The 26,666-nt window shown below is 34.7% G+C and carries 25 protein-coding genes and 1 tRNA gene; 14 read left to right on the top strand and 12 right to left on the bottom strand.

What is annotated here, in order from left to right; genetic code table 11:
- Positions 1–2 precede the first annotated feature (2 nt).
- A complete protein-coding gene (locus VIM94_RS03330; protein ID WP_332037873.1) occupies positions 3–2,264 on the bottom strand; it encodes a TonB-dependent receptor in 2,262 nt (753 codons plus the stop codon).
- A gap of 95 nt (positions 2,265–2,359) precedes the next feature.
- On the opposite strand from VIM94_RS03330, the gene VIM94_RS03325 reads away from it, so the two are divergent.
- The 3 genes from VIM94_RS03325 to VIM94_RS03315 are packed head-to-tail and all read left to right on the top strand — an operon-like array spanning position 2,360 to position 4,295.
- Entirely contained in the window at positions 2,360–3,013 is a 654-nt protein-coding gene (locus VIM94_RS03325) for a metal-dependent transcriptional regulator (RefSeq protein WP_332037872.1), read from the top strand.
- 2 nt (positions 3,014–3,015) lie between these two features.
- Positions 3,016–3,837, top strand: a complete 822-nt coding sequence (locus tag VIM94_RS03320) for a ZIP family metal transporter (protein ID WP_332037871.1) — start codon at positions 3,016–3,018, stop codon at positions 3,835–3,837.
- A gap of 50 nt (positions 3,838–3,887) precedes the next feature.
- The gene (locus VIM94_RS03315; RefSeq protein ID WP_332037870.1) at positions 3,888–4,295 is read left to right on the top strand and encodes a hypothetical protein; all 408 of its coding nucleotides are present in this window, start codon (positions 3,888–3,890) and stop codon (positions 4,293–4,295) included.
- A gap of 155 nt (positions 4,296–4,450) precedes the next feature.
- Here VIM94_RS03315 and feoB read toward each other — a convergent pair whose 3' ends face one another.
- The 3 genes from feoB to VIM94_RS03300 all read right to left on the bottom strand — a co-directional run bounded on the left by feoB (position 4,451) and on the right by VIM94_RS03300 (position 7,531).
- On the bottom strand, positions 4,451–6,550 hold the full coding sequence (feoB, locus tag VIM94_RS03310; RefSeq protein WP_332037869.1) for a ferrous iron transport protein B: 2,100 nt from the start codon (positions 6,548–6,550) through the stop codon (positions 4,451–4,453).
- Between the two features lies 1 nt (position 6,551).
- Positions 6,552–6,782, bottom strand: coding sequence for a FeoA family protein (locus VIM94_RS03305; protein ID WP_332037921.1), 231 nt, complete (start codon positions 6,780–6,782; stop codon positions 6,552–6,554).
- Between the two features lie 74 nt (positions 6,783–6,856).
- A complete protein-coding gene (locus VIM94_RS03300) occupies positions 6,857–7,531 on the bottom strand; it encodes an SCO family protein (protein ID WP_332037868.1) in 675 nt (224 codons plus the stop codon).
- A 157-nt stretch (positions 7,532–7,688) separates the two neighbouring features.
- Between VIM94_RS03300 and rseP the strand changes: the two genes are divergently transcribed.
- The 3 genes from rseP to VIM94_RS03285 all read left to right on the top strand — a co-directional run bounded on the left by rseP (position 7,689) and on the right by VIM94_RS03285 (position 10,612).
- On the top strand, positions 7,689–9,005 hold the full coding sequence (rseP, locus tag VIM94_RS03295) for an RIP metalloprotease RseP (RefSeq protein ID WP_332037867.1): 1,317 nt from the start codon (positions 7,689–7,691) through the stop codon (positions 9,003–9,005).
- 98 nt (positions 9,006–9,103) lie between these two features.
- Positions 9,104–9,177 (top strand) — tRNA-Asn (locus VIM94_RS03290).
- 238 nt (positions 9,178–9,415) lie between these two features.
- Entirely contained in the window at positions 9,416–10,612 is a 1,197-nt protein-coding gene (locus VIM94_RS03285) for a site-specific integrase (protein WP_332037866.1), read from the top strand.
- Positions 10,613–10,684: 72 nt separating this feature from the next.
- On the opposite strand, the gene VIM94_RS03280 is transcribed toward VIM94_RS03285, so the two are convergent.
- The gene (locus VIM94_RS03280) at positions 10,685–10,915 is read right to left on the bottom strand and encodes a helix-turn-helix transcriptional regulator (RefSeq protein ID WP_332037865.1); all 231 of its coding nucleotides are present in this window, start codon (positions 10,913–10,915) and stop codon (positions 10,685–10,687) included.
- Between the two features lie 224 nt (positions 10,916–11,139).
- Between VIM94_RS03280 and VIM94_RS03275 the strand changes: the two genes are divergently transcribed.
- Both VIM94_RS03275 and VIM94_RS03270 read left to right on the top strand, forming a co-directional pair.
- A complete protein-coding gene (locus VIM94_RS03275; protein ID WP_332037864.1) occupies positions 11,140–11,853 on the top strand; it encodes a hypothetical protein in 714 nt (237 codons plus the stop codon).
- A gap of 23 nt (positions 11,854–11,876) precedes the next feature.
- On the top strand, positions 11,877–12,371 hold the full coding sequence (locus VIM94_RS03270) for a hypothetical protein (RefSeq protein WP_332037863.1): 495 nt from the start codon (positions 11,877–11,879) through the stop codon (positions 12,369–12,371).
- Between the two features lie 362 nt (positions 12,372–12,733).
- On the opposite strand, the gene VIM94_RS03265 is transcribed toward VIM94_RS03270, so the two are convergent.
- Both VIM94_RS03265 and VIM94_RS03260 read right to left on the bottom strand, forming a co-directional pair.
- Positions 12,734–14,581, bottom strand: coding sequence for an ATP-dependent nuclease (locus VIM94_RS03265; protein ID WP_332037862.1), 1,848 nt, complete (start codon positions 14,579–14,581; stop codon positions 12,734–12,736).
- 63 nt (positions 14,582–14,644) lie between these two features.
- Positions 14,645–14,833, bottom strand: a complete 189-nt coding sequence (locus VIM94_RS03260) for a hypothetical protein (RefSeq protein ID WP_332037861.1) — start codon at positions 14,831–14,833, stop codon at positions 14,645–14,647.
- 274 nt (positions 14,834–15,107) lie between these two features.
- On the opposite strand from VIM94_RS03260, the gene VIM94_RS03255 reads away from it, so the two are divergent.
- The 4 genes from VIM94_RS03255 to VIM94_RS03240 all read left to right on the top strand — a co-directional run bounded on the left by VIM94_RS03255 (position 15,108) and on the right by VIM94_RS03240 (position 17,718).
- The gene (locus tag VIM94_RS03255) at positions 15,108–15,476 is read left to right on the top strand and encodes a hypothetical protein (RefSeq protein ID WP_332037860.1); all 369 of its coding nucleotides are present in this window, start codon (positions 15,108–15,110) and stop codon (positions 15,474–15,476) included.
- A 119-nt stretch (positions 15,477–15,595) separates the two neighbouring features.
- Entirely contained in the window at positions 15,596–16,486 is an 891-nt protein-coding gene (locus tag VIM94_RS03250; protein WP_332037859.1) for an AAA family ATPase, read from the top strand.
- Positions 16,467–17,450, top strand: coding sequence for a DUF3871 family protein (locus VIM94_RS03245; RefSeq protein ID WP_332037858.1), 984 nt, complete (start codon positions 16,467–16,469; stop codon positions 17,448–17,450). Before VIM94_RS03250 ends, VIM94_RS03245 begins: the two co-directional genes overlap by 20 nt.
- A gap of 22 nt (positions 17,451–17,472) precedes the next feature.
- Positions 17,473–17,718 (top strand): hypothetical protein, encoded by a 246-nt coding sequence (locus VIM94_RS03240; protein ID WP_332037857.1) that lies wholly within the window; start codon positions 17,473–17,475, stop codon positions 17,716–17,718.
- A 172-nt stretch (positions 17,719–17,890) separates the two neighbouring features.
- Here VIM94_RS03240 and VIM94_RS03235 read toward each other — a convergent pair whose 3' ends face one another.
- Entirely contained in the window at positions 17,891–20,209 is a 2,319-nt protein-coding gene (locus VIM94_RS03235) for a DEAD/DEAH box helicase family protein (protein WP_332037856.1), read from the bottom strand.
- 184 nt (positions 20,210–20,393) lie between these two features.
- Between VIM94_RS03235 and VIM94_RS03230 the strand changes: the two genes are divergently transcribed.
- Positions 20,394–22,460 carry an N-6 DNA methylase gene (locus tag VIM94_RS03230; protein WP_332037855.1) on the top strand — a complete coding sequence of 689 codons (2,067 nt, stop codon included), beginning with the start codon at positions 20,394–20,396 and terminating at the stop codon, positions 22,458–22,460.
- 35 nt (positions 22,461–22,495) lie between these two features.
- Positions 22,496–23,956 carry a restriction endonuclease subunit S gene (locus VIM94_RS03225; RefSeq protein WP_332037854.1) on the top strand — a complete coding sequence of 487 codons (1,461 nt, stop codon included), beginning with the start codon at positions 22,496–22,498 and terminating at the stop codon, positions 23,954–23,956.
- Positions 23,957–24,278: 322 nt separating this feature from the next.
- Here VIM94_RS03225 and VIM94_RS03220 read toward each other — a convergent pair whose 3' ends face one another.
- The 4 genes from VIM94_RS03220 to nrfD form a co-directional block, all read right to left on the bottom strand.
- A complete protein-coding gene (locus VIM94_RS03220; protein ID WP_332037853.1) occupies positions 24,279–24,434 on the bottom strand; it encodes a transposase in 156 nt (51 codons plus the stop codon).
- Positions 24,435–24,680: 246 nt separating this feature from the next.
- Positions 24,681–25,298 carry a rhodanese-like domain-containing protein gene (locus VIM94_RS03215; RefSeq protein WP_332037852.1) on the bottom strand — a complete coding sequence of 206 codons (618 nt, stop codon included), beginning with the start codon at positions 25,296–25,298 and terminating at the stop codon, positions 24,681–24,683.
- Between the two features lie 27 nt (positions 25,299–25,325).
- The gene (locus VIM94_RS03210) at positions 25,326–26,009 is read right to left on the bottom strand and encodes a rhodanese-like domain-containing protein (RefSeq protein ID WP_332037851.1); all 684 of its coding nucleotides are present in this window, start codon (positions 26,007–26,009) and stop codon (positions 25,326–25,328) included.
- A 92-nt stretch (positions 26,010–26,101) separates the two neighbouring features.
- The coding region (gene nrfD / locus VIM94_RS03205; RefSeq protein WP_332037850.1) for an NrfD/PsrC family molybdoenzyme membrane anchor subunit at positions 26,102–26,666 on the bottom strand (565 nt) is incomplete at its 5' end.

The raw sequence follows: 26,666 nt of genomic DNA, 5'->3' as shown, positions 1-26,666 counted from the left end.
GTTTAAAAGTTATATTTTAAATTCAGCATAATATTTCTTCCAGGACTGCTAACATTAAAAGCCCTTAGCAAAGACATATGGTCTACGTAGGTTTTATCTAAAGCATTATGGATGGTAAAACCTGCATCCAGAGAATTATTTCCGAAACTGAATTTTTTATTCGCACCAAAATTCAAAAGGCTATAACCCGGAGTTTTTTCTTCGGTTACACCCACCTTATTCTGATCTTTGATAATTCTAAGTCTCGAGAAAATGCTCATACTTTTATTTGGAAGCGCATAATAGGTAAGCTTAAGATTGAAATTATCGGGAGGGATAAAACTAAGAGGCTCATGGGCATCCAGGTCTCTGGCTCTTACAAATGCTCCTGAAATCGAGGTCTCGAGACGGTTTTGTTTAAACCAGTTATATTTTACATTGAATTCCAGGCCGTAGAAACCTGTGTTGGTTTGACGATAACTCCATAGCTCCTGATTATTTCCTGGGGGCTGCTCTATAGAGGCTGTAAAGAAAATGTAGTTTTCTACCAGACTTCCGAAGACAGAGACATCAGCCTGGAACCTATTTTTTCTGTAGGAATAAGTTGCATCTACCTGGTAGCTCTGCTCTCGCCCAAAAGAATCATTTCCTTTTTCAAACCTGTTAGTTCCGGGATGGGGACCATTCGAAAAAAGTTCGGCCAGGTCCGGAGCACGAAACCCGGTTGAAAAGTTTAGCTTAAGTTGCTCTTGGTTGTTAAAAGTTTTTGTTGTTCCAAGCGAGCCCGTGAGTCCGCTAAATTGTCTTTTAAGCATGCGGTTTTCAGGATTGCCGGGTAAGATGAAATCATCGGCTATAAGGTATGCTGCACTGGCATCGGCAGTTACCTGGCGGTAATCATATCGCAAAGCACCCTGGATATACCAGGAATCTAAAGAAGTACTGGCGAGATAGTATATTCCACTTTCAAAAACACGGGCGTCCGGGATTAGAAAATCTTCAGAATTCTCAAAATTTCTCGTTTTCACAAAACTAGCCTGAACTCCAAAACTGTGTTTCATTTTTCCATCAGGCAGACTCAACCGGGCATTAAAGAAAGTATGGTTTTGTTTTAATCCGAGGTCGGTAAGCTCCTTTGCTGTTTCAATTTCCCGGCGTTCATTAAAGTGATGGGAAAGGTGTAAAGATGTCTCAAACTGGTCATTTTTTGTTTCCTGATTATAGGATACAAGGTAATCGGTAACTTCCTGAAATGGCAATCGCATTTTGCGATCATTCGGGGTTGTAGCAAGACTTTCGGAAGCTAACATCTCCATGTCATGGATGATCCCAAGGTTCTGGTCATTATAGGTGAAAGACACTTTATTCTTAAAATTCTCTTTTTTCACCCCGGAATGCAATCTAAGGCTTTTTGAATTAAACCTGCTGTTGCCAATAATTCTTTGATCCCCATTCTGGTAATCTGCATGGTTCTCAATTGCCATGTCCACAGCAAAGAACAGGTCATTTTTAAAAGACCTTCCAGCTGATGCATAAGTTCTAATTCCCCGGGAAACACTATTATAGGTGCTCCCAATGCTTCCCGTAATTTTTTCTGAACCCAGATAATTATCTTCATCCTTTACCAGCAATACTCCTCCCAGTGCACCTGATCCATATAATACCGAAGCCGGACCTTTAACAACTTCCACGCGTTTTACACCAAGATCATTAATTCCCAGGCCATGATCGGCACCCCATTGATGATTTTCCAGTTTGTTGCCCTGGTAAATAGTGACGATGCGGGAAAAACCGAGTCCGCGTATGAATGGCTTTATAATTCCCTGTCCGAATTCGGCGCCGTAAAGGCCTGGGAGTTCTCTAAGGCTACCCATCATTCCGTTGGGATTCCCCTTGTTTTCTATTCCTTGCATGCTAATAGTAGAAACATTATAAGGTGTTTTCCGGGTTAAACCGGTTTGAGTGTCAACAATAAGAACTTCATCCAGCTGATCTTTCGATTTTTCCAGAATTACATTGATAATTTGATCTTCTATAATTGAAATTTTCTTTTTATAGGTTTTGTAACCCATAGCACTTACCACAATTTGGGAGGTCTTCTTCTCGATTTTTTTCAAAATATATTTCCCATCAATTCCGGTAGTGGTACCGCTTCCTGAACCCTCGAGATAGATATTGGCAAAGGGAACCGCTTTCCCAGATTTGTTTTCTACTTTACCACTAATAGTTTGAGCAGAAGATATATTTCCGCAGAAAATGAGTAGAATAATTATTATAGATCTCATGTTTTTTAGGCAAAACTAATTAAAATATTTAGACTAGTCTAAAATATTGATAAGATCAAATAAAAAATGTATTTTTGTTTATTTAAAAATCATATATGTTTAGTTTTTCTGAAGAGAATTATCTTAAGGCTATTTTCCATCTGGAACAGCTTTACAAGCGCGGGGTAAGCACCAATGCCCTGGCCGAAGAGATGGAGACCAAAGCTTCTTCCGTAACCGATATGATCAGGAAACTATCAGACAAGCAACTGGTGATTTACAAAAAGTACCAGGGCGTGACACTTAGTGAAAAAGGTAGGGTTACTGCCATTGAAGTAGTTCGTAAACATAGGCTTTGGGAGTTTTTCCTGGTTGAGAAATTAAATTTTAACTGGGATGAAGTGCATGATGTTGCAGAGCAACTGGAGCATATAAAATCTAAAAAGCTAACTCGTGAACTGGATAAATTTCTGGGTTTTCCAAAACGTGATCCCCATGGGGATCCTATTCCGGACGCTGAAGGAAATTTTTCGGTTTCCAATAAACTACTGCTCTCAGAACTGGACGAAGGCCAGGCAGGAATTTGTATAGGAGTAAAAGATACCTCTGCCAATTTTCTTAGGTATCTCGATAAAAATAAAATTGCGCTTGGTAAATCGATAAAAGTAAAAGATATAGAAGATTTTGATAATTCTATGTTGATAGATATTGAAGGAGAAGAACTTAGGGTTTCCCAAGTTATCTCCGGGAACCTGTATATTAAAATGTGAGTATGGAAAATATAGTAAACTATTTTGAAAGTATTGATCCGGTATTAGCAGCTTTTTTAGCCACTTTATTCACGTGGCTCTTAACCGCTTTGGGGGCTTCCCTGGTTTTCTTGTTCAAAGGAATGAACCGTAAATTTTTTGATGGAATGCTTGGCTTTACCGGGGGAGTAATGGTTGCGGCAAGTTTCTGGAGTTTACTTGCGCCGGGTATAGAAATGAGTCCCGGGGAAGGTTTTGAAAAAACCGTTCCGCCGCTTGTTGGTTTTGGTTTGGGGGCCCTTTTTCTTTTCGGATTAGACAAAATCCTTCCTCACCTACACGTTAACTTTCAAATGAGTGAAAAGGAAGGAATTAAAACGCCCTGGCATAAATCTACCCTGCTTACTTTGGCGATTACGCTGCACAACATTCCGGAAGGTTTGGCTGTAGGAGTTCTTTTTGGCGCCGCCGCCATGGGTTTTGAAGGAGCGAGTATTGGAGGGGCGGTGGCCCTGGCAATAGGGATTGGGCTCCAGAACTTCCCTGAAGGATTTGCTGTGGCGATGCCTCTAAGGCGACAGGGATTAAGTCGTTGGAAAAGTTTTAATTATGGGCAGCTATCTGCGATTGTAGAACCTTTTGCGGCAGTACTGGGAGCCTGGGCGGTGATGACTTTTGAACCTATCCTGCCTTATGCCCTTTCCTTCGCGGCAGGGGCAATGATCTTTGTCGTGGTCGAGGAGGTGATTCCCGAGTCGCAGCAGGAGCGTTTTACCGATATTGCCACGATGGGCTTTATCCTTGGGTTTATGGTGATGATGACCCTTGATGTAGGTTTGGGTTAATATTTGCAACAACAGGAAAAACGACTCGCGTCTTTATACAAATTGTATTTATGAGAATTTTTCTTTTCCTGTTTTTAGTGACCAGCCTTGGGTTTTCACAAGACACCCCGATTCCTGAGTATTTATCGTCCTCTTTGGCTCCTGGTCAAACATTTACTTTAGAAAACAAAAGCCTGAGGTTTAAAAGAGTACTTTCTGATTCCCGGTGTCCAAAAGGCGCTACCTGTATCCGGGCAGGGGAGGCTAAAATTTTGGTGGAGATTTTTCAAAACGGAAAATTGCCTGAAGAGCGGATTATTATCCTGGGAGGATATCAAAATCTGCCCTCCGACATTCTGGGTGAAAATATTTTTAATATTTCAGCATTAAGATTAAGTCCTTATCCTGATATTTCGGGAAAGATTCCAGCTTCAGAATACAGTCTCTATATTGAAGTCTCAGTTCCTGAAGAAATATAAATTAATCACAACCACAGCCGGAAACCCCGCAGGATTTCGTGGTTTTTTTCTTGCTTAAGAAGGAAGGCTTCCAGATAAGTTTGGTAAACAAATATCCCAAAGCAAAAAGGAAGCTTATTAAGACCAATATATTCTGAAGTAGTTCCATAATAAAATTATTTTAATAGCTGGAATGCGGCTAATGCAATAATATAGGCAAATGCACTCATTCCTACAAGCTGAAATAAGGGCCATTTCCAGGTATTGGTTTCCCGCTTAACAATGGCAAGGGTACTCATACATTGCATTGCAAAGGCATAAAATAGTAATAAACTTATCCCACTGGCAAAGGTAAACAGCGGTCCGCCTAAAATGGGATTGGTTTCAGCGGCCATCCGGTTTTTAATAGTTTCCTCTTCATCACTGCCAACACTATAAATAGTCGCAAGAGTACCCACAAAAACTTCCCGGGCGGCAAAAGAACTTATTATAGCAATTCCTATCTTCCAGTCGTAACCCAGGGGCGCCACCACTGGTTCAATGCCTTTTCCCATAATCCCTATATACGAGTTGCGCAGTTTAAAAGAAGCGATCTCTTCATCCAGGTCTTTCTGCGCTACGTTTCCTTCTGAATAATTAGCACTTACAATCTCTTCAGCATTTTCAAAATTTTCGCCGGGGCCATAACTGGCAAGCACCCATAGTACAATAGAGATTGCCAAAATGATCTTTCCGGCACCAAAAACGAATGACTTTGTTTTTTCCACAACATTAATCCCCACGTTCTTTAGCATAGGAATTTTATAGTTGGGCATTTCTATTACGAAATAGCTTTTAGACTTGATTTTTAGGATTCTGTTCAGGATCCAGGCTGAAGCTATTGCTGTTCCAAAACCAATTAGGTAAAGCAGCATAAGAGTTAACCCCTGAAGATTAAAACCCCAGAAACTACGATCGGGGATAACAAGGGCAATAATAATGAGGTAAACCGGCAATCTTGCTGAACAGGTCGTAAAAGGTACTACCAAAATAGTGATGAGTCTTTCTTTCCAGCTTTCGATGTTTCTCGTAGCCATTACTGCAGGAATAGCGCAGGCAGTACCAGATACCAGGGGAACAACGCTTTTTCCACTTAAGCCAAATCGTCTCATTACCCTGTCCATTAGGAATACCACCCTACTCATATATCCGCTTTCTTCCAGAATTGAGATAAAGAGGAATAAAAAGGCAATTTGTGGGATAAAGATCACAATTCCGCCCAGGCCTGGAATTACTCCTTCGGCGATAAGATTGGTGAAAGCCCCGTCGGGCAGAGTGTTTTTGGCCCATTCACTTAGATGAGCAAAGGCTTCATCTATCATATCCATGGGATAACTCGACCAGTTATAAATTGCCTGGAAAATGAGAAGCAGGATTGCAAAGAAAATCACATAACCCCATACTTTATGAGTTAACACGCGATCTAATTTGGAACGCAAGTCTTTGGCTGCCCTTGCATCTACGTTCATCGATTCTTTAAGAACCCCGTTTATAAATTGGTAACGCAAAATGGTTTCTTTTTGCTGAAGCCTTTTCAGGTCACTCTCGGGTTTGGTTTGAAAGCCGGAGCTCTTTGCCAATTCATTGCGATTAAGATTCCCGAAATTAACATCTTGCGTGATCACCAACCACAACTTGTAAAGAGATTGATTGGGATAAGCGCTGCGAAGTCCATCAAAATATTCTGGGTCAATCACTGAAGCGTTTACACAAGGCTCGGTAGAAAGATGCTTGTAGTTTATGATGAACTCTTTTAGCTCGTCAATACCGGTATTTTTTCTTGCGCTTACAAGAGCTATTTTGGTGCGTAATTTTTCTTCTAATCGTTCAATATCCAGGGAAATTCCTTTTCGCTCCATCCTGTCGGCCATATTCACCACCAGGATGGTAGGTATTCCCAGGTCTTTCACCTGCGTGAAAAGCAAAAGATTTCTTTTTAGGTTTTCCACATCACTTACCACAACAGCTACATCGGGATAATCTTTATCATTCTTATTCAGCAGCAGTTCTATAACTACATTTTCATCAAGGGATGAAGCATTAAGGCTGTAGGTGCCTGGAAGATCTATTATATGGGCTTTGAGCCCTCTTGGTAATTTGCAAATCCCTTCTTTTTTTTCAACAGTGATCCCCGGATAATTACCTACCTTTTGATTTAGGCCAGTGAGTTGATTAAAGACTGAAGTCTTCCCGGTATTGGGATTACCTATTAACGCAACATTGATCTGCTTGCTCATATTAATGGATAAGCTCTATTTCTATATGTAAAGCTGTCTCTTTTCTAATTGCAAGATGGCTGCCATTTACATTAAGGTACATGGGGTCCATAAAGGGGGCGGTTTGGATGACTTCAACTTCATTTCCAGGGAGGCAACCCATTTCCAGAAGTTTAAGCGGAACATCTTCTGTGGAAAAGTCCTTAATAATCCCGCGTTGTCCGCATCTTAATTGAGCCAGAGTAAGCTTCACTTTATTTAGATTCATTTTAAACAAGACAAAAGTAATGCAAAATATATAAGCAGAAAAGTTTGAGACTTAAAAACTTAGTCGGCGTATTCGGCTTTTAGGATTTTTAAATCATTCATCAAGTCATCAATGGCTTCAGGATCTGTGCCATCGTAGAATCCGCGAATCCTTTTTTGCTTGTCTACCAAAACAAAATTTTCGGTATGTATCATATCATAAGGCCCGCCATCCCCATCGCTTTTTGACGCCAAATAAGACTTTCGGGCAAGTTCATAGATATGTTTTTTATCACCGGTTACCAGGTTCCATTTTTCATCTATCACCCCTTTTTCTTCGGCGTATCTTTTTAAAACCGGCACGGAGTCGGTTTTAGGGAATACGGTGTGGGAGAGTAATAAAACTTCCGGGTCATCCTTTATCTCCTGCTGAATCTGTACCATATGGTCGGTCATTATTGGGCATATGGTTAGACAGGTAGTAAAGAAGAAATCAGCGATATAAATCTTATCTTTATAATAATCCTGGGTGATGGTATCTCCGTTTTGATTTATCAATTTGAAATCTGCAACAGTATGGTATTTCCTGATGTGTTGCACGGTAGTGTCTACCAGTTCAGCATTTACCATATCGGGTTGAAAGACAGGCAAGCGCTCCTCCGGTTTCAGAAGAGTGTAAATAGCATAGATGATAATTACCGAAAGTACAGCCAGGACAATGGCTAAGGTTTTAAATTTGGCAAAAAACTGGATCATATATACAGGATTGAATGCAAAATTAATGGCTGGCGGTCAATTAGTCGCATAGTCCTGATTAAAATTTCAGAAAATCATGAATGGCTGTTTCAGATTAACTTTTTTAGGAGTTTTTAAAAGGTTACTTTTGTGCGATTTAAAATTTGAAGAGTAAAGAATGGATCCATTTTTAGTTAAGGCAATACAATTACTGTTGAGCCTGTCCTTACTTATTGTGCTGCACGAACTGGGGCATTTTATTCCCGCAAAAATATTTAAAACCAGGGTAGAAAAGTTCTTCCTGTTCTTTGATGTGAAATTCGCCCTTTTTAAGAAAAAAATTGGGGGTACCGTCTACGGAATTGGCTGGTTACCACTGGGTGGTTATGTGAAGATATCAGGAATGATAGACGAGAGCATGGACAAAGAACAGATGGAAAAACCACCTGAGCCATGGGAATTTAGAAGTAAACCGGCCTGGCAACGACTTATCATTATGCTTGGGGGAGTTACTGTGAACCTGATTCTTGGTTTCCTGATCTTTATCATGATAATGTTCGTTTGGGGGGAGAATTATGTTGGAGCCGAAGAAATGCCGGAAGGATTTGCAGTTGTTGATGAATTTAAAGAATATGGGTTTAAGGATGGAGATCGCATTCTACAGGTTAATGGCGAAGATTTCCAGAATAGCATAGATGTTAATAAACATCTTTTTATGCGGGATGTGAACTCTATCACTGTTTTGCATCAAAACGGGGAGCAGGAGACTATTAACATCCCTGAAAATATTGGTGAAAGCATGTGGGAAGAAGGGATTATGATGCCGTTTATCCCGATACAAAGACCAATTTTGGATAGTGTGCTTACCGAAAAGCCTGCAGGAATAGCCGGATTGAAAAAGGGAGATAGTCTTATTTCCATAAATGAACAGGAAATTGGATACTGGCACGAATTGGCTCCTATTGCTTCTGAAAACAAAGGCAAGGAAATAGAAGTTATATTTAAGCGTGATAACGAAATTAAGAGTGTGATGGTCACTCCCGATGAGGAAGGTAAATTCGGGGTTACTCCGCAATCAAATTTTGACATCAAGACCCAAAAATATAATTTGGCTGAAAGTGTAAAAGAAGGCTTTAATTACGGTTACTGGACTTTAAGAGATTACGTATATCAATTTAAATATGTATTTACCTCAAAAGGGGCCAGCCAACTTGGTGGCTTTGGAGCCATTGGAGGCTTGTTTCCAGACACCTGGAACTGGCAGGGCTTCTGGTACACCACCGCCTTGATCTCAATTATACTGGCCTTTATGAATATCCTTCCCATCCCGGCTTTAGATGGAGGGCACGTGGTATTTTTGCTGTACGAGATGGTGACGGGTAGAAAGCCCAATGATAAATTCATGGAAATCGCTCAAATGATAGGCTTCTTTATATTGATTGCCCTGGTGCTTTATGCCAATGGGAACGACGTATATCGCTGGTTATTTGAATAGTAATTCAGGTCTGAAAAAAATACCTGAAAAAAGTTATATTTTGTTTTGTGGTGATTTAAATTTTGGTTTATATTTGCAACCGCAAAAGAGTAATACACTCCTCCTTAGCTCAGTTGGTTAGAGCATCTGACTGTTAATCAGAGGGTCCTTGGTTCGAGCCCAAGAGGGGGAGCAAAATAGAAGAAACCAGTCTTGAAAAAGGCTGGTTTTTTTCGTTTATATTCCTTTACAAATAAGGGTTTGTAACTAATCTAGTCAAAAAGGGGTTTTACTTCAATTTGAAAAATTCGGGACCAAAAAGGAGCCCAAATAGAAAAATTAGGAGTACAATTCGAGACCCATTTTTTTCAAAAGGGACCCATTTTTTTATCTGAAAAGTATGCCAATTGTTTAACTTAAAATCAATTGGTATGAAACAATCCAAGCTTACTATTCTTTTTGTAATCAAATTAGCCAAAAGGAATAAAAAGGGAGACTGTCCCTTAAACTGTCGACTCACATTTAATAAGGAGAGAAAGGAGTTTGCCACAGGATTAAAAACTAATCCAGATACATGGAATGCTAAACTTCAAATTTCTGAAAGTGATTCGTTATTAAATTCTAATCTAGAAGTAATAAGAAGTAAAATTCAGAAGGCATATATATCTCTGGAATTAGAGCAGGATAATTTTACTGTGCAGGACATAGCTAATAAGTATTTAAAGAAGCCAGGTCAGGATAAGACTTATTTAATTATTTATTACAATTCTTATTTGAAGAAACTTAAAAGTTTAATCGGTAAGGAGCTAAAGGAATCCACCTACAGGAAATTTGAATATGTCGGAAATGACCTTAAAAATTTCGTTAGGTCAAAATATAAAAAAAGAGATATTCCGTTAGAAGATTTAAAACTTTCCTTTTTAGATGATTTTGATTATTACTTAAAGACCAAGAAGGGGCAGAAACAGGTAACTATAAATAAGTCAATACAACGACTTAGAAAAGTTGTTAAGGTGGCATATGCGGAAGGTTTGTTAAATCATAACCCTTTCCTTCTCCATAAGCCTAAAAGGGTCAGAAAAGTAGTTACATACCTTTCTGTTGAAGAATTGGAGGCACTAGAGACCTATGAGTTCAAATTACCCAGATTAGAATTAGTAAGAGACCTATTTGTTTTTAGCTGTTACACAGGATTAGCCTATCTAGAAATGAAGGGATTGAAGAAAAAGCATATCATTAGAAATTTTGATGGTAAACTTTGGATTCAAATGAAAAGAGAAAAGACTGAAAAGAATCTGTCTATCCCAATATTAGATAAGGCAAATGATATTATTTCAAAATATTCAGGTCATAGCGAGTTAATTTTTCCCGCTTACAGTAATCAGAAAATTAATGCATATTTAAAAGAGATTGCTGTAATCGTAGGAATTGAAAAAAACCTAACTCATCACGTCGCTAGGAAAACCTTTGCTACTACTATTTTATTATTTAATGGTGTACCAATGGAAGTTGTGAGTGAACTTTTAGGGCATTCTAGTATCCAAATTACGCAGGATTACTACGGTAAAATTGTACAAAAAAAAGTGGGGCTAGAAATGGCAGATTTAACAAAGAGGTTGAAGAAATAAAAGGAATACCACCTGGAAAAAATATCTGGGTGGTTTTTTAATAAAAAAATAATATCTTTAAAGGGTTGTTTATTAATTTATTAGGTTAAACAAGTCCTGTAAATCTACTTTTAGTGCTTTAGCGATAGCATTTGCATTCCCTACTGATGTATTTATTATCCCTCTCTCAATTCTACTGATTTGAGAAATTTCTACGCCAATATCATTGGCTAGTTGTGCTTGAGTAAATCCTTGGGCTTTTCTAACCTTTCTTAGGTTTTTACCAAATGCTATTAAAAAATCTTTTTCACCTAGATATTCCACGAGTTAAAATTCGTGGAGCTAATAATTTATATTATAGGCATATTTGCCTATTTTTATTTTAAATCTAACTAACTAATTAAAAATGAAATTAAAAAATGAATTTCCAAACTATAGGTCACACTCTCCTAAACTCTCTAAAAACGCAAGTTACCTTTTGATATTCTTGGAATCACAGTTCCAATTAGTACATATTTATTTTTTTAACCTATAAATCTAAATTTTATATGAAAGTTGTTAATTACTCCTGGTGGATAGGAGCTATTATTTCCACCGTTTTAACTTTAAGCTTGACTGGTGGTCCAGCTCAAGACAGTCCAGGCACGCTAATTTTAATAGGTGTCGTAAATGGTGTCTTTTGGGGCTATATCATAGGACTTATTATCGATAAAATTAGGGAGCCGTCGAGTAATCATGAGAATCCATCTACAAAAAGTAATACAAGTGATTCCTCCATCAGAAATTCTGCACAAAAACCTGCTTTGCGAAGAGATGGTTATTATCTCGCTTCAATAAAAACTGAAGATAATAAACCGTTATTTTTTGTTCTATTTTTTACCTCAAAAGGATTCGTTGCCTATCAGGAATTAGAAGAATTTGATGATTCAGAATTGACTCCTGAAGATTATAAACAAATTCTTGCAGAAGGAGAAGCTCTTGATGAAATAGAAATTTCTAATAACCTTTCTAAATTCTATAAAAAGGGTGCTGACTTAAGTATGAAGTTTTATAATCCTGAAGAATCCTCCAACATCGACCCCATTGAAAAAGTCCCTTATGAGGAACCAAATGTTTATACTAAATGGTCAGGTGAAATCATTAATGATGGTCTCTTATTAGACCTTGAGGTCAGGGGTTTTAACAGCTCACTTAAGAATTATTCAGAAGAAAAATTAATTAAGAATCTGAAATTTGAATTCATACCGATAAGTATGAATTAAATCTCTAATAAATAATAATATATATGAAAAAAATCTTCTTACTGGGAATGTTATTCCCACTGCTAAGTTTTGGTCAAACAAATAATAAAATTGAAGGACTAGTTATAGATACTCCTTGTGAATTGGAGTATACCAGAAATTTAGGAAATCAGAATAATTACAGTTGTGTTATCCAAAAAGCCGATAATAAGATTTTTCAGTATTCAATTACTGTTCAAAATCTATTTGAGAAAATGAAAGGCTTAACAGGTAATTCACTACAAATTTTTAAAGATGAGTTTTTAAAATCTGCTAAGAATAATGCTACTGCAAATGGCGAAAGTGCTGAATTTATTACGTTGAATAATCAAGGTATTGCTTTAAAAACGGAATCTTACTTGACCTATTCTGGAAATAAATTCAAAAACCTTTCAATTGTACTTCTCTATAAACAAAAAAGCTATGTTGTTAATTTGACTACCAATGACTTAAATAGTTCTGGAATAAATAAGTTGGTAGATAGAATTGAAATAAGGTAACCATTAAATTTAAAACCCTCTTTCTTATTGTAGAGGGTTTTTTTTGACTTTTTAAGTTGAGGTCAACTTGTCAAGTGTTTTTAGTAAGAAAGCCCCCTTATTCTAACTCTGATTATAAATTTTTTTATGTTATTTAAATAGCTAGCAAGGGAAGGTTATTACAACTGTATTGCTTCTGAATGATGTCCCAATGGAAGTTGTGAGTAAACTTTTGGGTCATTCCAGAATTGGAATAACTCAGGCTCATTATGGACAAATTTTAGAGGAAAAGGTTGAAATCGAGGTAAGGAAACTTACCCAAAAATTATACTCAAGATAATTCATAGGGGGTTACAATTCAATAGTGACCCCTCATGAATAAACTATGATGTAGTTTCGTAATTTAATATTTCATCAATTGTAGAAAATAATAATTTAAAATTTTCAAATGACGCAGTTTCTAAAGAAGGAACAACTTTTTCTGCGAAATGTTTTTTACTACCTTTTTTAATGCTGCAATATTGTAAATCAGTATATTCTTCCGTGTCAATCGTTACACCATTCATTTTTACATCCATTCTATAAGGACTTAATTCTAATTTTCTGCCATCTACTTCCTTATTTAAATCTTGTTCAGAAAATAAAAATTCAATTGGTAGGTTTTTAAAATTATAAAAATCCTCTAGACCAGGTTGCTCAGGGATTACCATTGCAAAGGAATTCTGATTTTTGTGCATTTGGACAAATTCTTTACCATTAAATTTAGAAAAATTTTTGTTCAGCTTATTGAAGCCTTTGTCAAACCCACCAGAATCATAGTCATATAAGCCTATTTGTAAAGGTTCGCTATCTTTTACAGATTCTAATTTTCTGTTTAAAGATGCATACCCACCATCTCCACCACCTTCATCTGTAGTTTGAACAGGTAATATTTCATAAGGAATATCAGAGTCGGGATATAATTTCTTCCAAGCACTTTTTAAGATAGTAACATCTGTTATTCCCTCTGTATATAATATTGGTTTTGTGAAAGTAGATACGCGCTTTTCTAATTCCTGTACTCTTTTCTTCGTTAATTCAGCTTCTTTTAATTTTTCTTCATATAGTTTGTGAAATTTCAACTGAAGCTTCGTGAGCCCTAATTCTTCGGTTAGGAGATTGTTGTTTAAATTGTTTTCATCTAAAGAAAATAAACTATTTGAAAATTCAAGTTTAGCTGCTAAGGTGGATTGATTACTACGATAAATCCTGAAAAAATTGACGGTTTTACTCTTGGAGTCTAAGAATGCTGGGGAGTGACTAGTTATTAGAATTTGAGAGTTTTTAGAGTATTCTGTAAAGAATTTTTCAGCCATTCTCGAACCTAAGCCATACTCCATAGAATTTTCAGGTTCTTCAAAACCTAGGATGTAAACTCCACGGTGATTTTTAGCTAAGTAATTGTATAGACTCGGGATGTATCTTAATCTAATGCCATCACCTCTGTAATCCAAATTAAGTTTTGTTGTTTCGTCAGTTTCAAAATCAGTAAGTACATTTAGTACTTTGAATAATTCATTTGCCTTTACAGGTAAGGCAAGTTCCGAGTTGATTCCAGTAGAATGTTTAAACTCATCTTTCAGCCCTTCAATACTATCAGAGTATTTGTCCGAAATTAATTTAATCTCTTTACTAATTTCTCGTCCTTTTGAATTTAACTGATTAAAAATTTCTGTTTGTAACTCATTTAAAAGATGACTGAATAATCTTCTATCTTTTATCGCAGGTACATACTCAAATTTTACTTTGTTAAAAAATTGGGTTAGACTTCTATGGACTATTTTTTGATTTTTAGTTTCAATTTTTCCAGCTTTAAATTTCTTATCAAGATTTGTTGTTTCTTTTGGGAGACGAGAATTTCTATCCCAGGTTCTTCTAACTGTAAATTCTGAAGGCAAACTTCTTTGAAAATTACTGCCTCTTCTAAACGTAATTTCTATTTGAATATATTGTTTTCCTTTAATGCTTTTTTCCCTTACTTCTGAAAGCCGTTTGAAATTGAAATCATTATAAAAGCTAAATTCTGTATGCCAATCAGTTTCATTATTAAAGAATAGATTAAGAGCTTTTAATATATTAGATTTCCCTACATCATTTTTTCCAGAGAAAATTATACAATCATTTAAGTCTTTTAGTTTTAAATGGTAAATAGACCTGAAATATTTTATATTGATTTCCTTAATTAAATTCACGATGAAATTTTTATTTAGATGGTTAACGGCAAGGCTTAAAAAAAGAGATAAACTTTTTTAGATTCATTTATCCTGCGAAATAAATATTGGTTCAATTAGTTTTCCTAAAACAATTCCGCCAATTATTATCAAAGGATAGGCTAAAAACCCAATATATGGAACGGTTGGGCTAAATATAGCTGCAGAGACTCCAAAACAAATAATAATTAAAATAAAATTCAAGCAGCCAAAAGACTTTTTGTCTTTGTCCATACCTAGAAAGATTTTGCAATTTAATAGGGTCTGGTATAAAAATATAATTTTTTCTAAAAAGTTTAGGTTATTTCTCTACAAGAACGCGAAATAATCTAAGGTATACCCCCCCTACTTTAATCAGTTGGGGGAGTACCCCCTGGGGCAATATCTCGTGATTATATAATTGTTTCCATTGTTTTACTTTAAAACCTAAATGCCCTGCGGGCTCAACCCCAACTCCTCTAGAACCTTGGGGAATATTCCTCATATAATCTTATAAATTGAAAAAACTATGGTTACAATTGTTGATTTTAAAACATTCGAGAATGAGGATGAAGAAAAATTCCACGTACTAATTGTTCAAGGTGGTTTAGAAGCTGTTAAAAGTAAGGAGACAGGTCAAACTTATTTCACAGCTAAAACAGCTCGTGTCTCTTGTACTTTTGATGAAAACACCTGTAAATCTCTAATAGGTACTGAGATACCAGGTACAATAAAAAAAGTAGAGGTGGAACCTTTTGAAATGATTAATTCCCAAACTGGAGAAGTTACAATGTATTCAAAAAGGAATGTTTTCGTTGGAGAAGGAGAAAATGAGGAGGAAGTAGGGCAGGAAAATACTATTGAAAATAATATCGTAGAAGAGGAAGAAGTAATTTAAGGAATACAATTACCAAATTTATTAAAGAGAGTTCTTAATAGGGCTCTCTTTTTTTATGTCTAATCGTTGCATTGATTCATTGTATATGGATTAATGACAACTTCTAATCAGAAATAATTATGAAACTACAACAGGCTCAGAGAAGCCAAGTAAAATTAAGAATAGGACTTAGTGGTCCTAGCGGATATGGGAAAACTATGTCAGCTTTATTATTAGCCTACGGAATTACAAACAATTGGAATAAGATAGCTGTAATAGATACAGAAAATAATTCTGCAAGTCTGTACTCTCATTTAGGAGATTTTAATGTTCTCAATCTGGAGGAGCCATATTCACCTGAAAGATATATCAAAGCCATTCAAACTTGTGAAGATGCTAATATGGAAGTTATAATAGTAGATTCCATAAGTCACGAATGGAATGGAAAGGGTGGCTGCCTTGAAATGCATGAAAAGTTGGGAGGAAGATTTCAGGATTGGGCTAAAGTAACTCCCTTACATAATCAATTCATTGATGCTCTGGTGCAATCTAAAAGCCACATTATTGTGTCAACGAGACGAAAAGTTGATTACTCTCTTGATAAGGATATGAATGGTAAGACACGGGTAATGAAGCTAGGAACTAAAGAGATTCAGAGGGAAGGGCTGGAATATGAGTTGACGGTAAACTTTGAATTTATCAATGATAATCACTTAGTAAAAGCTTCAAAAGATAGAACTGGCTTATTTATGGATAAACCTGAGTTTGTAATTAATCCAGCTACAGGTAAAAAGCTGAAGAATTGGTGCAGTGAAGGTGTGTCCTTAGAAAAGGTCAAAAAAGAGATTGCTCAGTGCCATCACTTAAATGGATTGAAACATATCTATGAGAAATATCCTGCTCTATCTAAGGAGATTTACCCATTAATAATGGAGCGTAAAGGTGTAATTGAAAACACAAATGCACAGGTCATTGAAGAAAATAAAATTGAAAAATTAAAAACTACAGAAAATGGAATTAATCGCGAATAACCATCTACAAAAAAATATAGTGGATGAAAATGAGGTAGTAACCAGCTCAAATAGAAGCTTTATTGAGGCTAATACTAAAGATGTGACTCTAGAACATTTACGAAAGGATTGCATCATTCCAGTATTCGCAAAAGACAATGAAAGCACAATTAGTCATTATCAGTTTGTGCAAAAGACAAGAGAAATAGCTCAGGATTTATTTCCTGAATTTGATATTGCTGAACCTGCTATTAGAACGTCTCACTTAATTAAAGGTAGAATACCTTCTGCCATAGGTAAACCTGCAAAGGAGCTGAAAGAGCATGAGAAAACACTCTATTATGAGAGATGTGCTTTTGTAATGGAAATCCCTGCTGTAATAGAGAATATAAATGGTAATAATCTAGCCTTGACAATAGGAGGTGTAAGAGCTTACAATCAGGAGAATCTTTTTAGTAAGAAAAGTCCAGAGAAGTTTAAGGTTTTTATAGGTTTTAAAAATATGGTGTGTACTAACCTTTGTATTAGTACAGATGGATTAGCAGACCAGATTAAAGTTACCAATACAGACCAGCTCTCTTATGCTGTAGAAGGTTTGTTACAACAATATGACAGGGAGCATCATTTAGGGTTAATGGAAAGAATGAGTAGGCATTATCTTACTGAGAAACAGTTTGCTCATTTTGTTGGTAAACTTAGAATGTTCCAGTTCATGGATAAATCTGAGCAGAAAAGGTTATTTCCGGTGGCTTTAAATGATGGGCAGATAAATACTGTAGTAAAGAACTATTATAACTGTCCTAATTTTAAGCGGAGTGATGACGGTTCAATCAACCTCTGGAGGCTATACAATCTTTTTACCGAAGCTAATAAGAGCTCTTACATTGATAACAATTTTGAGCGAAATGTAAATGCATACGAGTTAACAAATAACCTTGCTAATTCACTGCAAAACAATTCTGAGAACTGGTTCTTACATAATTAATAATATAGCTGTTTTGAGTAAAATGAATGAAGAACAGTTAGCAGAAATATTGAAATATAGCTCGCCTAATACATTGTATATAGTTACCTGGAATAATCTATTAAAGCTACTTTTCTGTCCATTTGAAGTGGTGGTTAAACACCCGATTGGGGATTTGAATGAGGGAGAAAAAGTGTTAGTAGAGGCTGTAAAAGTCACTGCTGAAATCAAGACTGTATTTATTGTAAAAGGGCGGGCTTATTTTTATTATCACTTTGAAATTGTTTAAACCTAAAAAAGCTATAGAATAGTAAGGAGTTCAGCTGTATTTTGGATAATCAAACTTTTGAGATGGTCTCTCCTATATCAAAAAACCACTGAAAATGTTCTGCAGAAAAAAGAGGTTTTATCTAGAATTGAATTATAGTCTATATAATAAAACGATGGATAAACCCTCTTTTTTATTCCAATAATTTATAATAGTCTTTATCTACTTGAGAATAGGTGATTAATTCTCTACTGGTTATAATTCTATGTCTTTGGTTCTTCCATTTGTTTTTCTCAAATGTGAATGATGAGCCATTAAAGTATAGAATCCGTGTTGAATTTTTTATTAACTCAATATCAGAACTTTCTTCTGCGCAAGTAGAAGGTTTCAGATTAGGTAAGGTTTTTTCAAAAATATAGGCACTTTTAGCCTTTTCTCCAGATTTTCTTTCTTGTGTTCCAGATTTAAAATGAAAAATTCCGTGCAGTAAACCAATTTTAAAGCTGTCATCGAAATCTACAATAATTCCATTCTCATCAGTGCTTAGATTGGATAGATATGAGTTTTTTGAAGTTTTGAAGAATTTCAGTTTTTTATTCTCACACATATTTTTAAGATGAGAACCAAAATCTTTTAAGCTGATATATTCGTGTTTAAATCCGTAATTGAATGCAATTTCAATTAATATTAATAGTAAAGTTCTTTCTTTGTCATTTTCTAAATTCTGGTAATCTTTTTCCTTCCTTATTAAGATTGGATGAAAAGAATTTGCTGAATTTTTAATAATAAATTCTTCGTGAAATTTTTTATTAATGAATAATGCTGTTATTACAGATTGTTGCTTATTCTTATTCTTAGTTTTGATGAAATAAAGGCTTTTGCGTATATCTTGGAAATTGGAGTTTATTTCTATCAGGGGTTTAAAAATCTCTTCAATAAAATTAGTCTCTCTAAATATCTTAAGATTACCTGCTTGAGGTTTAGAAGGAACCTTTTCAATATTGAAGTTAGGAAGCATTTGAGAAATTTTCAAGCATAAATACGAATAACCATTATTAGCCAAATATTTATATAGGTCATATAGAGTACTCTCATACGAAGCAATAAAACTATCTATTAATTCTTCAAATTCAGATTTACTTAATCGTTCAAATAAATCATCCTCATATAATTTTTCAGAATACTCAAAACTATAATTGTTAACTAAGATTGGCATTACATCATCATATTTTTTTAGAGCATCATTGAGTTCATTAGGTGTGTTGTATGTTGCATTTATTGATTCCACAAAATATGCTTCTTGAATAACTGTTTTTTTAATGAGTCTGTCTATCAAATCTAATGGAGAACCATCGTTATCTTGAGAGTAGAATTTGTGATTGTAGTTAAGCTTGTTGGAAACGTGTGAAAAAGAATTTGTAATTGAAGCAGCCACGTTCTGAAAGAAATAGCGTTGAGCACCTCTTTCATTTTTATATTGATTTCTTTCTATTGAAGGACTTGCTTCAAACTTTGAATATTCTCGATTTACTAAATCAATTTCAATATTGAATTTTTTTCTAAATCTTTTGGAAAATTGCTTGATTTCAACTGGATTTGATTCATTCAAAATTAAAGCCTTTCCAATTTTCTCATTCAGAATATTTGCGCCAGTTGAAATTACGTTAGTAGTAATTAAAAAAGTAATGTCATCAGGAATATAGCTGTCAATTGTAAGGTTGTCATATACATAATTATCTTTTCTAGCAGCAGTTAATACGAAAGCTTTACAGTTAAATTGTTGCTCTATTACAAGCTTAAATCTCTCGCATTTTTTTCTGCTTTTTATGTATATAATATTTAAATGGTCCTTTCCAAATCTCTCTAGACATTCCTCTGCGAATTGACTAACTATAACAGATTCGTTATCTTTTGAGTACTGAATATTAATCCTTGCTGGCTGAGTTTCTTTGATAACCTTTAATTCCTTCAAATTAAGAATTTTAGATACTCCTTCATAAGGGGTGCCGCTCATTGCAACAACTTTTGCATTTGTATGATATAGGACCTGTATGGTAGAGATGAAAAATTTCCTTTCTTGTTTTTCTTTGTAATTATATAATAAAGCATGAGCTTCATCTATAACTATCAAATCTCTATCAGTTATTTGATTCTCTATTAAATGGAGACTATGAAAAGTAGAAGTGACAATTTTGTCCTTTTTTACTAACTGTTTTCTTTTACTTCTGTGATTTAAATGAAAATCAATCTTTACACTCCTTTTATTTAAGCTTTGTTCGAACTGATTCTGGATTATTAAAAAAGGACTGCAGAAAATAATTCTTCCAGGCTTATCTTTTTGTAAATGGTCTTTACATAGCTCTGCAAAAAAGGTTGTTTTCCCACTTCCAGGACTAGAATTAATAAGAATGCGATGATTATGTTTAATAAACTCAAGAATAAATTCTTTTTTTTCGGAAATATAGTTTTCAACTTGTATTTCTATAGTCTGATTAGCTTTATTGGGGAGCATCTTAGAAGTTAATTTTAAAATTGCTCTAAAGTCTTAAAATTTCCTAAATTCACCAACTATGAAATTTATAGAAGGTAATTGAATAATTGAATTTTACCCTACTGATTATTAAACTTCTAATCGGAATTTCACTCAACTCTTTTCTAATTGTAAGAGAATATTTTTAACTAAAATCAACTTTTTAATGAAACTTACAGAGATTCTTAAGGATTCAAATTATAAAATAACGCAATTTAATCAAGACCAGATATTAGCATTAGAACGGTCTATAACAGTAAAAGAGGTAAGAGGTAACAATGTGCCTTATTCTAAATGTTTGGTTAGAAGAAAAGATATAAAATTGACTCCAGAGGAAATTATTAGGCAACTTTACTTAATGAAACTTCATGATGAATATAGTTATCCTTATGACAGAATGGAATTAGAGTATGCGGTTAGTTTTGGAAGGGAAAAGAAAAGGGCAGATATAGTAATATTTGATAAAATTGATACTAGAGCTGTTTATATAATGGTAGAGCTAAAGAAGCCTAAGTTAAAGGACGGTAAAGAACAATTGAAGTCTTATTGCAATGCAACAGGCGCTCCTATTGGAGTATGGAGTAATGGTGATTCCATATCCTTCTACAATAGAAAAGACCCTAATTACTTTGAAGATATACCAAATATTCCCAGAGCTACTGAGAAGCTTTCAGATATATTAAAAGAAAGGTGGACAATTGATGATTTAGTCCAAAAGGATAAATTGGTTACAGAAAAGAAGTCTCTAAAGGATTTGATTTTAGAGATGGAAGATGAGGTGCTTGCTAATGCTGGTGTTGATGTATTTGAGGAGTTATTTAAGCTCATCTTTACTAAGCTTTACGATGAGATGGAGAGTGGTAGGAATAAATCACGACATTTAGTATTCCGAAATTATGGTGATACTGAAAATGAACTAAAGGAAAAAATTCAAGCACTTTTTGAAAAAGCTAAAAAGAAATGGGAGGGTGTTTTTACAGATGACTCAAAATTAATGCTTACTCCTTCTCATTTATCTGTATGTGTTTCTTCGCTACAGGATGTTAAATTATTCAATTCTAATTTAGATGTTGTTGATGAAGCATTTGAATACTTGATTAATAAAAGTAGCAAGGGAGAAAAGGGGCAATACTTCACACCAAGATATGTAATTGATATGTGCGTGAAAATGATGAACCCTAAGGTAGATGAAAAAGTTATAGATACTGCTGCTGGAAGTTGTGGATTTCCCGTGCATAGTATTTTTCATGTTTGGGAACAGATTTTAAAAGAAAAAGGAATTCCTAAAAGTCATCTTTTTACAACCGAGGAAAAACCTGTGGAATGTATTGACTATGTTCAGAATAACGTATTTGCTATAGATTTTGATGAGAAGGCTGTAAGAGTAGCAAGAACATTAAACCTTATTGCAGGTGATGGACAAACCAATGTACTACATTTAAACACTCTTGACTGGGAAAGGTGGGATGAAAAGACAGAAGATGAGCAGTGGCAAGATACATACTTTCAGGGCTGGAGAAATCTAAAAAAATTACGAGCAGAAAAAGGCAGTAATCGGGATTTCCAATTTGATGTGCTAATGGCTAATCCTCCTTTTGCTGGAGATATTAAGGAAAGTAGAATTTTGTCAAAATATGAATTAGGGAAAAAATCTAGTGGGAAATATCATAAGAAGTTAGGAAGAGACATCTTATTTATTGAAAGAAATTTAGATTTCCTAGCACCTGGAGGAAGAATGGCTGTTGTATTGCCTCAGGGAAGGTTTAACAATAACAGTGACAAATATATCCGGGATTATATATCTGAACATTGTAGAATTTTGGCAGTAGTAGGATTACATCCAAATGTTTTTAAACCTCATACAGGCACTAAGACGTCAGTTTTAATTGTACAAAAATGGGATGAAAAGCTATGTCCAAAAAAAGAAGACTACCCTATATTTTTTGCTACAATGCAGGAGCCGTCAAAAGATAATAGTGGTGAAAAAATTTTCGTGAGAAAGAAGGATTATCCAATTTCTGCAAATAAGACTAAGAATGAAGAAGTGGAAGCTGAACCATTAGACCACTATGATAAGGTTTTAAAAGACTCAGATGAGTATTTATTAGATAGTCATGGTCATCTTATTGTAAAGCATGACCTCTATAATCATGATGGATTGACAGAAAATGGAATTGCAGAAGCTTTTATAGAATTTGCCAAAAGTGAGAAACTGTCCCTAGTGGGAAAGTAGAAAGCCCTTTCGATGAAAAAAAATACAAAGAGTTATTGAAAGGGCTAGAGATTACTATTTTTAATAAAAATGAAATCTTAAAAGACAATGTAGAATTTAGGATTGATTCAGAATATTATAAGAAAGAATTTTTAAAATTATATTCTTTTATAGATGATTCCCCAAAACTTGGCGAATTGACTTATATGTCAGATTTATCAACGAATGGGTCATTCGCAGTAGTTGCCAAAATCAAAAATGATAATAATCCTAAGGTAGTTCCATTTATTAGGTCAGGAAATGTAGGGGAGACATTTATTAATAAATCAGAGCTGGAATTTATTTCTCAAGAAGCCCATAATCAACTTCCTAAATCAACCACAGAACTTCATGAAGTGATGATGGCAAGAAAAGGGAAAATTGGCGGAGCTTCAATTATTACTGAAGAGGAAACTAATTTTAACTGTAGTGAAAATGTTATTAAGCTTAAAATTTTAGATAAGAATAGAATTAATCCTTTTTATTTCACCGCTTACTTCAATAGTAAATATGGTTTAAAGCAAATAGAAAGATTGTCTACGGGTAATGTTCAACCTTGGGTAAGTATATTTCAGATTAAGAAGTTAATGATTCCGATTTTGAATTTTAATTTTCAGGAGAAAATTGCGGAACTTATAAAGATAGCACATACAGAAAAGAAAAGGTCTGAAAATTCTTTTAAAACTGCTGAAAATCTATTAAATGAAGCTATAGGATTAAAAGACTTTGAATTAAACGATGAACCAATAAATATTAAAAAATTTTCAGAAAGTTTTGGATTATATAATAGAATAGATTCAGAATTCTACCAACCCTTTTATGATGACGTGGAAAAAATCATAAAAAGTCATGGATTTAGTTTGCTAAGCGAAATATGCTCAGATATCAATTATGGTACTGTTCCAACTTCACCTTACACAAATGACAGCAGTGGTGTTCCGTATATAAAAGGGTTAAACATTAAAAATACTGAAATAAGTAAGGAGAAGTTAGATAGAATAATTAACACAGAAGAGCTGCAGGAAAAATTTTATACTAAAAAAGGAGATATTATAATTTCTCAAATGGGAACTGTAGGCGATGTAGGGGTTGTAAGGGAAGAAGAGGATTGGTTATTTGCATCCTTTACAATAAGGGCTAGGTTAAGTGAACCTTGCCAATTTAATCCAATATTTATTGGTCTTTATATACAAAAGATTGCAAAACCTTACTATTTGTATAGGAATATTGCTCAGGCTAGTGTAAGGCAAAATACTGATTTACCAACTGTTAGAAATCTTTTTGTTCCTCATCTAGACCAATCTATTCAGGATAATATAAGCATGATGGTTGAGAATAGTTTTGCACAGAAAAATCGCTGTGAAAATTTTCTCTTTACAGCTAGCAAGGCTATTGAATTAGCTATTGAACAGGATGAAGAATATGCACTTAAATTTATTCAGAAGGAATTGTTCTCTGAAGAAGCCTTAAATATATAGTTTGAAACACTCTTTGAGAAGTAAAATTAAGAGACTCTTGTAATTCAGTGTGTTGCAAAATACAAGCTATAAGGCTCACAATGATAGATTTTAAAATCTCATGCAGACTAAATTAAAAATAAAATTATGAATTAAAGGCATACTTTTCGGATACCCATAATTAACAATCCTTTGTAAATGACTGTTTAGCCGAAGAAAGGCACGATTGGTTCGAGCCCAAGAGGAGGAGCAAAATAGAAGAAACCAGTCTTGAAAAAGGCTGGTTTTTTTGGTTTTAGGGTAATTGAGAAGAATTAAGCTCAATTTCTGGGTTGTGGAGCTTTTAAGAAAACAGCTTTTCCAAACGATACAAAAAGACTTCTATATTTTTCACTCCTCCAAACTGACTTGTGAATGCTTTTATTTTTGCATTAAAAGATTCTGTTGAGGCAATGGTACCACGGTTTGTAAAGTAGTTTATGATTGAATTGAGTGACACTTTACCAGACAGTGTCTCGCAGCTTCTGCATCAATGCTTATAAAGCCGAGATATCTGTTATTGATATTATGGCTATAAAATGGCTATACTTCGGAAAAGGTATTTTATAAGCACATTGAAGCATCACTTACGGAGAGGCTGGAAAAGACTGCCAGTCCTACCTTCTTTCAGTGTCCTTCTTTATAGGTACCTGCTTTTCTGAACAGTTATCTTCGTCATTACAGGAGCTATGGCTTAAACCAGGCCTTAACAGCCACCTTCTATAGGTTTTTTCTTTTTCTTTTTAACCGGAACAATTTTCTTTGGAACGGGTTTTCTTTCTTTTTTCACAACTTTTTTTATTTTAGATTTCCTGATAGATTCATCTATAAAGGCTCTAATGTTTGCAATGGGTTTTTCAAGATTGGTTGGATCTGTTCTCAGTTTATTTTGTACACACCTGTTTTCTGCATTCAGCAATTTTAAATTGTCATAACCTAACTGATACAGCAAGAGAAAAGGAATGTTTGCCTCCTCTATATCCTTTCCGTATAGGGTGACTGTTTTATTTGATTCTTTCCATTCCTTGAAAATTGTTTGATTTTCTTCCTTTAAAATATCAGGAGTCGGGATATTTATAGCATTTTCTAAATGTGAGTTTTCAAATTCATATGGGTTTCTAATATCCACTAATACCACACCTGATTGTTTACTGTCTTCAATGGATATGACGTAATTCCGGGTTGTTAAACTTTCAAGAGTACTGGCAGCGTCCATGGCGTATAGGTTTTCCGAACGTTCATAGGACAGAAATGCTATTATCAGTGCCAAAATAAAAATGGCCGGCCCAATAGATAATCTTTTTACATTTTTAAATTCTTTCATAATAAAAGGATTTTTACAATTTATAAATCAACAACCACCTTCTACCGGTCTTTTCTTTTTCTTTTTAACCGGGATTACCTTTTTTGGCGCGGGTTTTTTGGGAACTGTTTTTTTAACAATGGGTTCTTCAACAGTAATTGGCTCAGGATAAACAACTCCAAAGTACATACTTGCAGCTTTTCTTGTAGAATACAACTCGAAATCTTCGGCTGCCATATTTTCGTCAGGAACAGTTGGATTAATTATGGTAGTAAACCACCTATTCATACCTCCTTCTAATACCCGCAGGTTTTTATACCCCAGCCGTTTACATAATAACCAGGCTTGATCAGCATAAAAATTATCATTCGAATAGAATATGACATCATATTGAGACTGGTTTAAATAACCTACATACTCTTCGTCTAATAAATTTTGAATAGGAATATTAATAGCATTAGGAAGTGAGTAAGTCTCGTAATTATCTGCACTTCTAACATCAATTAAAATAAAAGACGGATCTTCTCCTATTATTTTTTGTGCAACCTGATCTGTAGAAATATATCTTTCAGAACTAATGGCATCATTGAGTAGTTGCTCTACCTTAATTCCTTCTTGTTCCGGTTCCGGGGCTTTATACCAAAAAATTAATCCCCCGGCAATCACAATGAGGAACAATGTGAAAATCACATATCTAAAAGATGAAGTTTTTGCCAGTTTTTTCTTAACCATCCTGTTTTATTTTATTAGTAAAAATACTTTTTAAGTCTATTCTTTATCCTTTCGGAATTATCATCTGCCTGTTACTATCCAGAATTATCTGATCAATACAGATATCGTGTTAATTGTCCTGCTTCTACCATTACGAATCGAAAAACAAGTCCTCCTAAAATCACTAGTAATGCGGGTATTATTACGGGTATTTTATAACCTATAATTTCTATTAACTCTAATGTCGCCGGCAATATTAACCCAAGAAGTACCACAAAACCAAAAAACATGAGGGTGAATTCACCTCCTACTAATAATTCCATAGCTTCGAGCTGCACTTGAGAGCCTGCATAATATCCCATTATCATGTGAGCAATCAGGGCCAACTCAATAATGATCAATCCCAAATCTATCTTGCCAAAAAGGCGTTTTTCTTTAGAACTTTTAGACAAAATGATAATTGCGGCAGCACCTGTTGAGAGTCCAGAGGTTAAGAATAAAGGTCCCAGAATTGCATTGTTCCAAAGTGGTCTGGCATTAAAAGCAGATAATAAAATTCCTGTATAAACGCCTAAGATCAGGGATAAAGGAATTAATGCATAAGCAATATTCATTCTGTTCTTAATAATCCATTTTTCAAGTTGGTTCAAGAATTTGAACCGTTCAAAAAGCTTTAGT

This window comes from Salegentibacter sp. (assembly GCF_036568425.1).
Taxonomy (GTDB): Bacteria; Bacteroidota; Bacteroidia; order Flavobacteriales; family Flavobacteriaceae; genus Salegentibacter.
Note: the sequence above shows the minus strand (reverse complement) of the source record. Positions and strands in the feature narration are given on the sequence as shown.

Coding starts and splice junctions, on each gene's coding strand:
- VIM94_RS03330 (WP_332037873.1), bottom strand. CDS start 2,264: ATGAGATCTATAATAATTATTCTACTCATTTTCTGCGGAAATATATCT.
- VIM94_RS03325 (WP_332037872.1), top strand. CDS start 2,360: ATGTTTAGTTTTTCTGAAGAGAATTATCTTAAGGCTATTTTCCATCTG.
- VIM94_RS03320 (WP_332037871.1), top strand. CDS start 3,016: ATGGAAAATATAGTAAACTATTTTGAAAGTATTGATCCGGTATTAGCA.
- VIM94_RS03315 (WP_332037870.1), top strand. CDS start 3,888: ATGAGAATTTTTCTTTTCCTGTTTTTAGTGACCAGCCTTGGGTTTTCA.
- feoB (WP_332037869.1), bottom strand. CDS start 6,550: ATGAGCAAGCAGATCAATGTTGCGTTAATAGGTAATCCCAATACCGGG.
- VIM94_RS03300 (WP_332037868.1), bottom strand. CDS start 7,531: ATGATCCAGTTTTTTGCCAAATTTAAAACCTTAGCCATTGTCCTGGCT.
- rseP (WP_332037867.1), top strand. CDS start 7,689: ATGGATCCATTTTTAGTTAAGGCAATACAATTACTGTTGAGCCTGTCC.
- VIM94_RS03285 (WP_332037866.1), top strand. CDS start 9,416: ATGAAACAATCCAAGCTTACTATTCTTTTTGTAATCAAATTAGCCAAA.
- VIM94_RS03275 (WP_332037864.1), top strand. CDS start 11,140: ATGAAAGTTGTTAATTACTCCTGGTGGATAGGAGCTATTATTTCCACC.
- VIM94_RS03270 (WP_332037863.1), top strand. CDS start 11,877: ATGAAAAAAATCTTCTTACTGGGAATGTTATTCCCACTGCTAAGTTTT.
- VIM94_RS03260 (WP_332037861.1), bottom strand. CDS start 14,833: ATGGACAAAGACAAAAAGTCTTTTGGCTGCTTGAATTTTATTTTAATT.
- VIM94_RS03255 (WP_332037860.1), top strand. CDS start 15,108: ATGGTTACAATTGTTGATTTTAAAACATTCGAGAATGAGGATGAAGAA.
- VIM94_RS03250 (WP_332037859.1), top strand. CDS start 15,596: ATGAAACTACAACAGGCTCAGAGAAGCCAAGTAAAATTAAGAATAGGA.
- VIM94_RS03245 (WP_332037858.1), top strand. CDS start 16,467: ATGGAATTAATCGCGAATAACCATCTACAAAAAAATATAGTGGATGAA.
- VIM94_RS03240 (WP_332037857.1), top strand. CDS start 17,473: ATGAATGAAGAACAGTTAGCAGAAATATTGAAATATAGCTCGCCTAAT.
- VIM94_RS03235 (WP_332037856.1), bottom strand. CDS start 20,209: ATGCTCCCCAATAAAGCTAATCAGACTATAGAAATACAAGTTGAAAAC.
- VIM94_RS03230 (WP_332037855.1), top strand. CDS start 20,394: ATGAAACTTACAGAGATTCTTAAGGATTCAAATTATAAAATAACGCAA.
- VIM94_RS03215 (WP_332037852.1), bottom strand. CDS start 25,298: ATGAAAGAATTTAAAAATGTAAAAAGATTATCTATTGGGCCGGCCATT.
- VIM94_RS03210 (WP_332037851.1), bottom strand. CDS start 26,009: ATGGTTAAGAAAAAACTGGCAAAAACTTCATCTTTTAGATATGTGATT.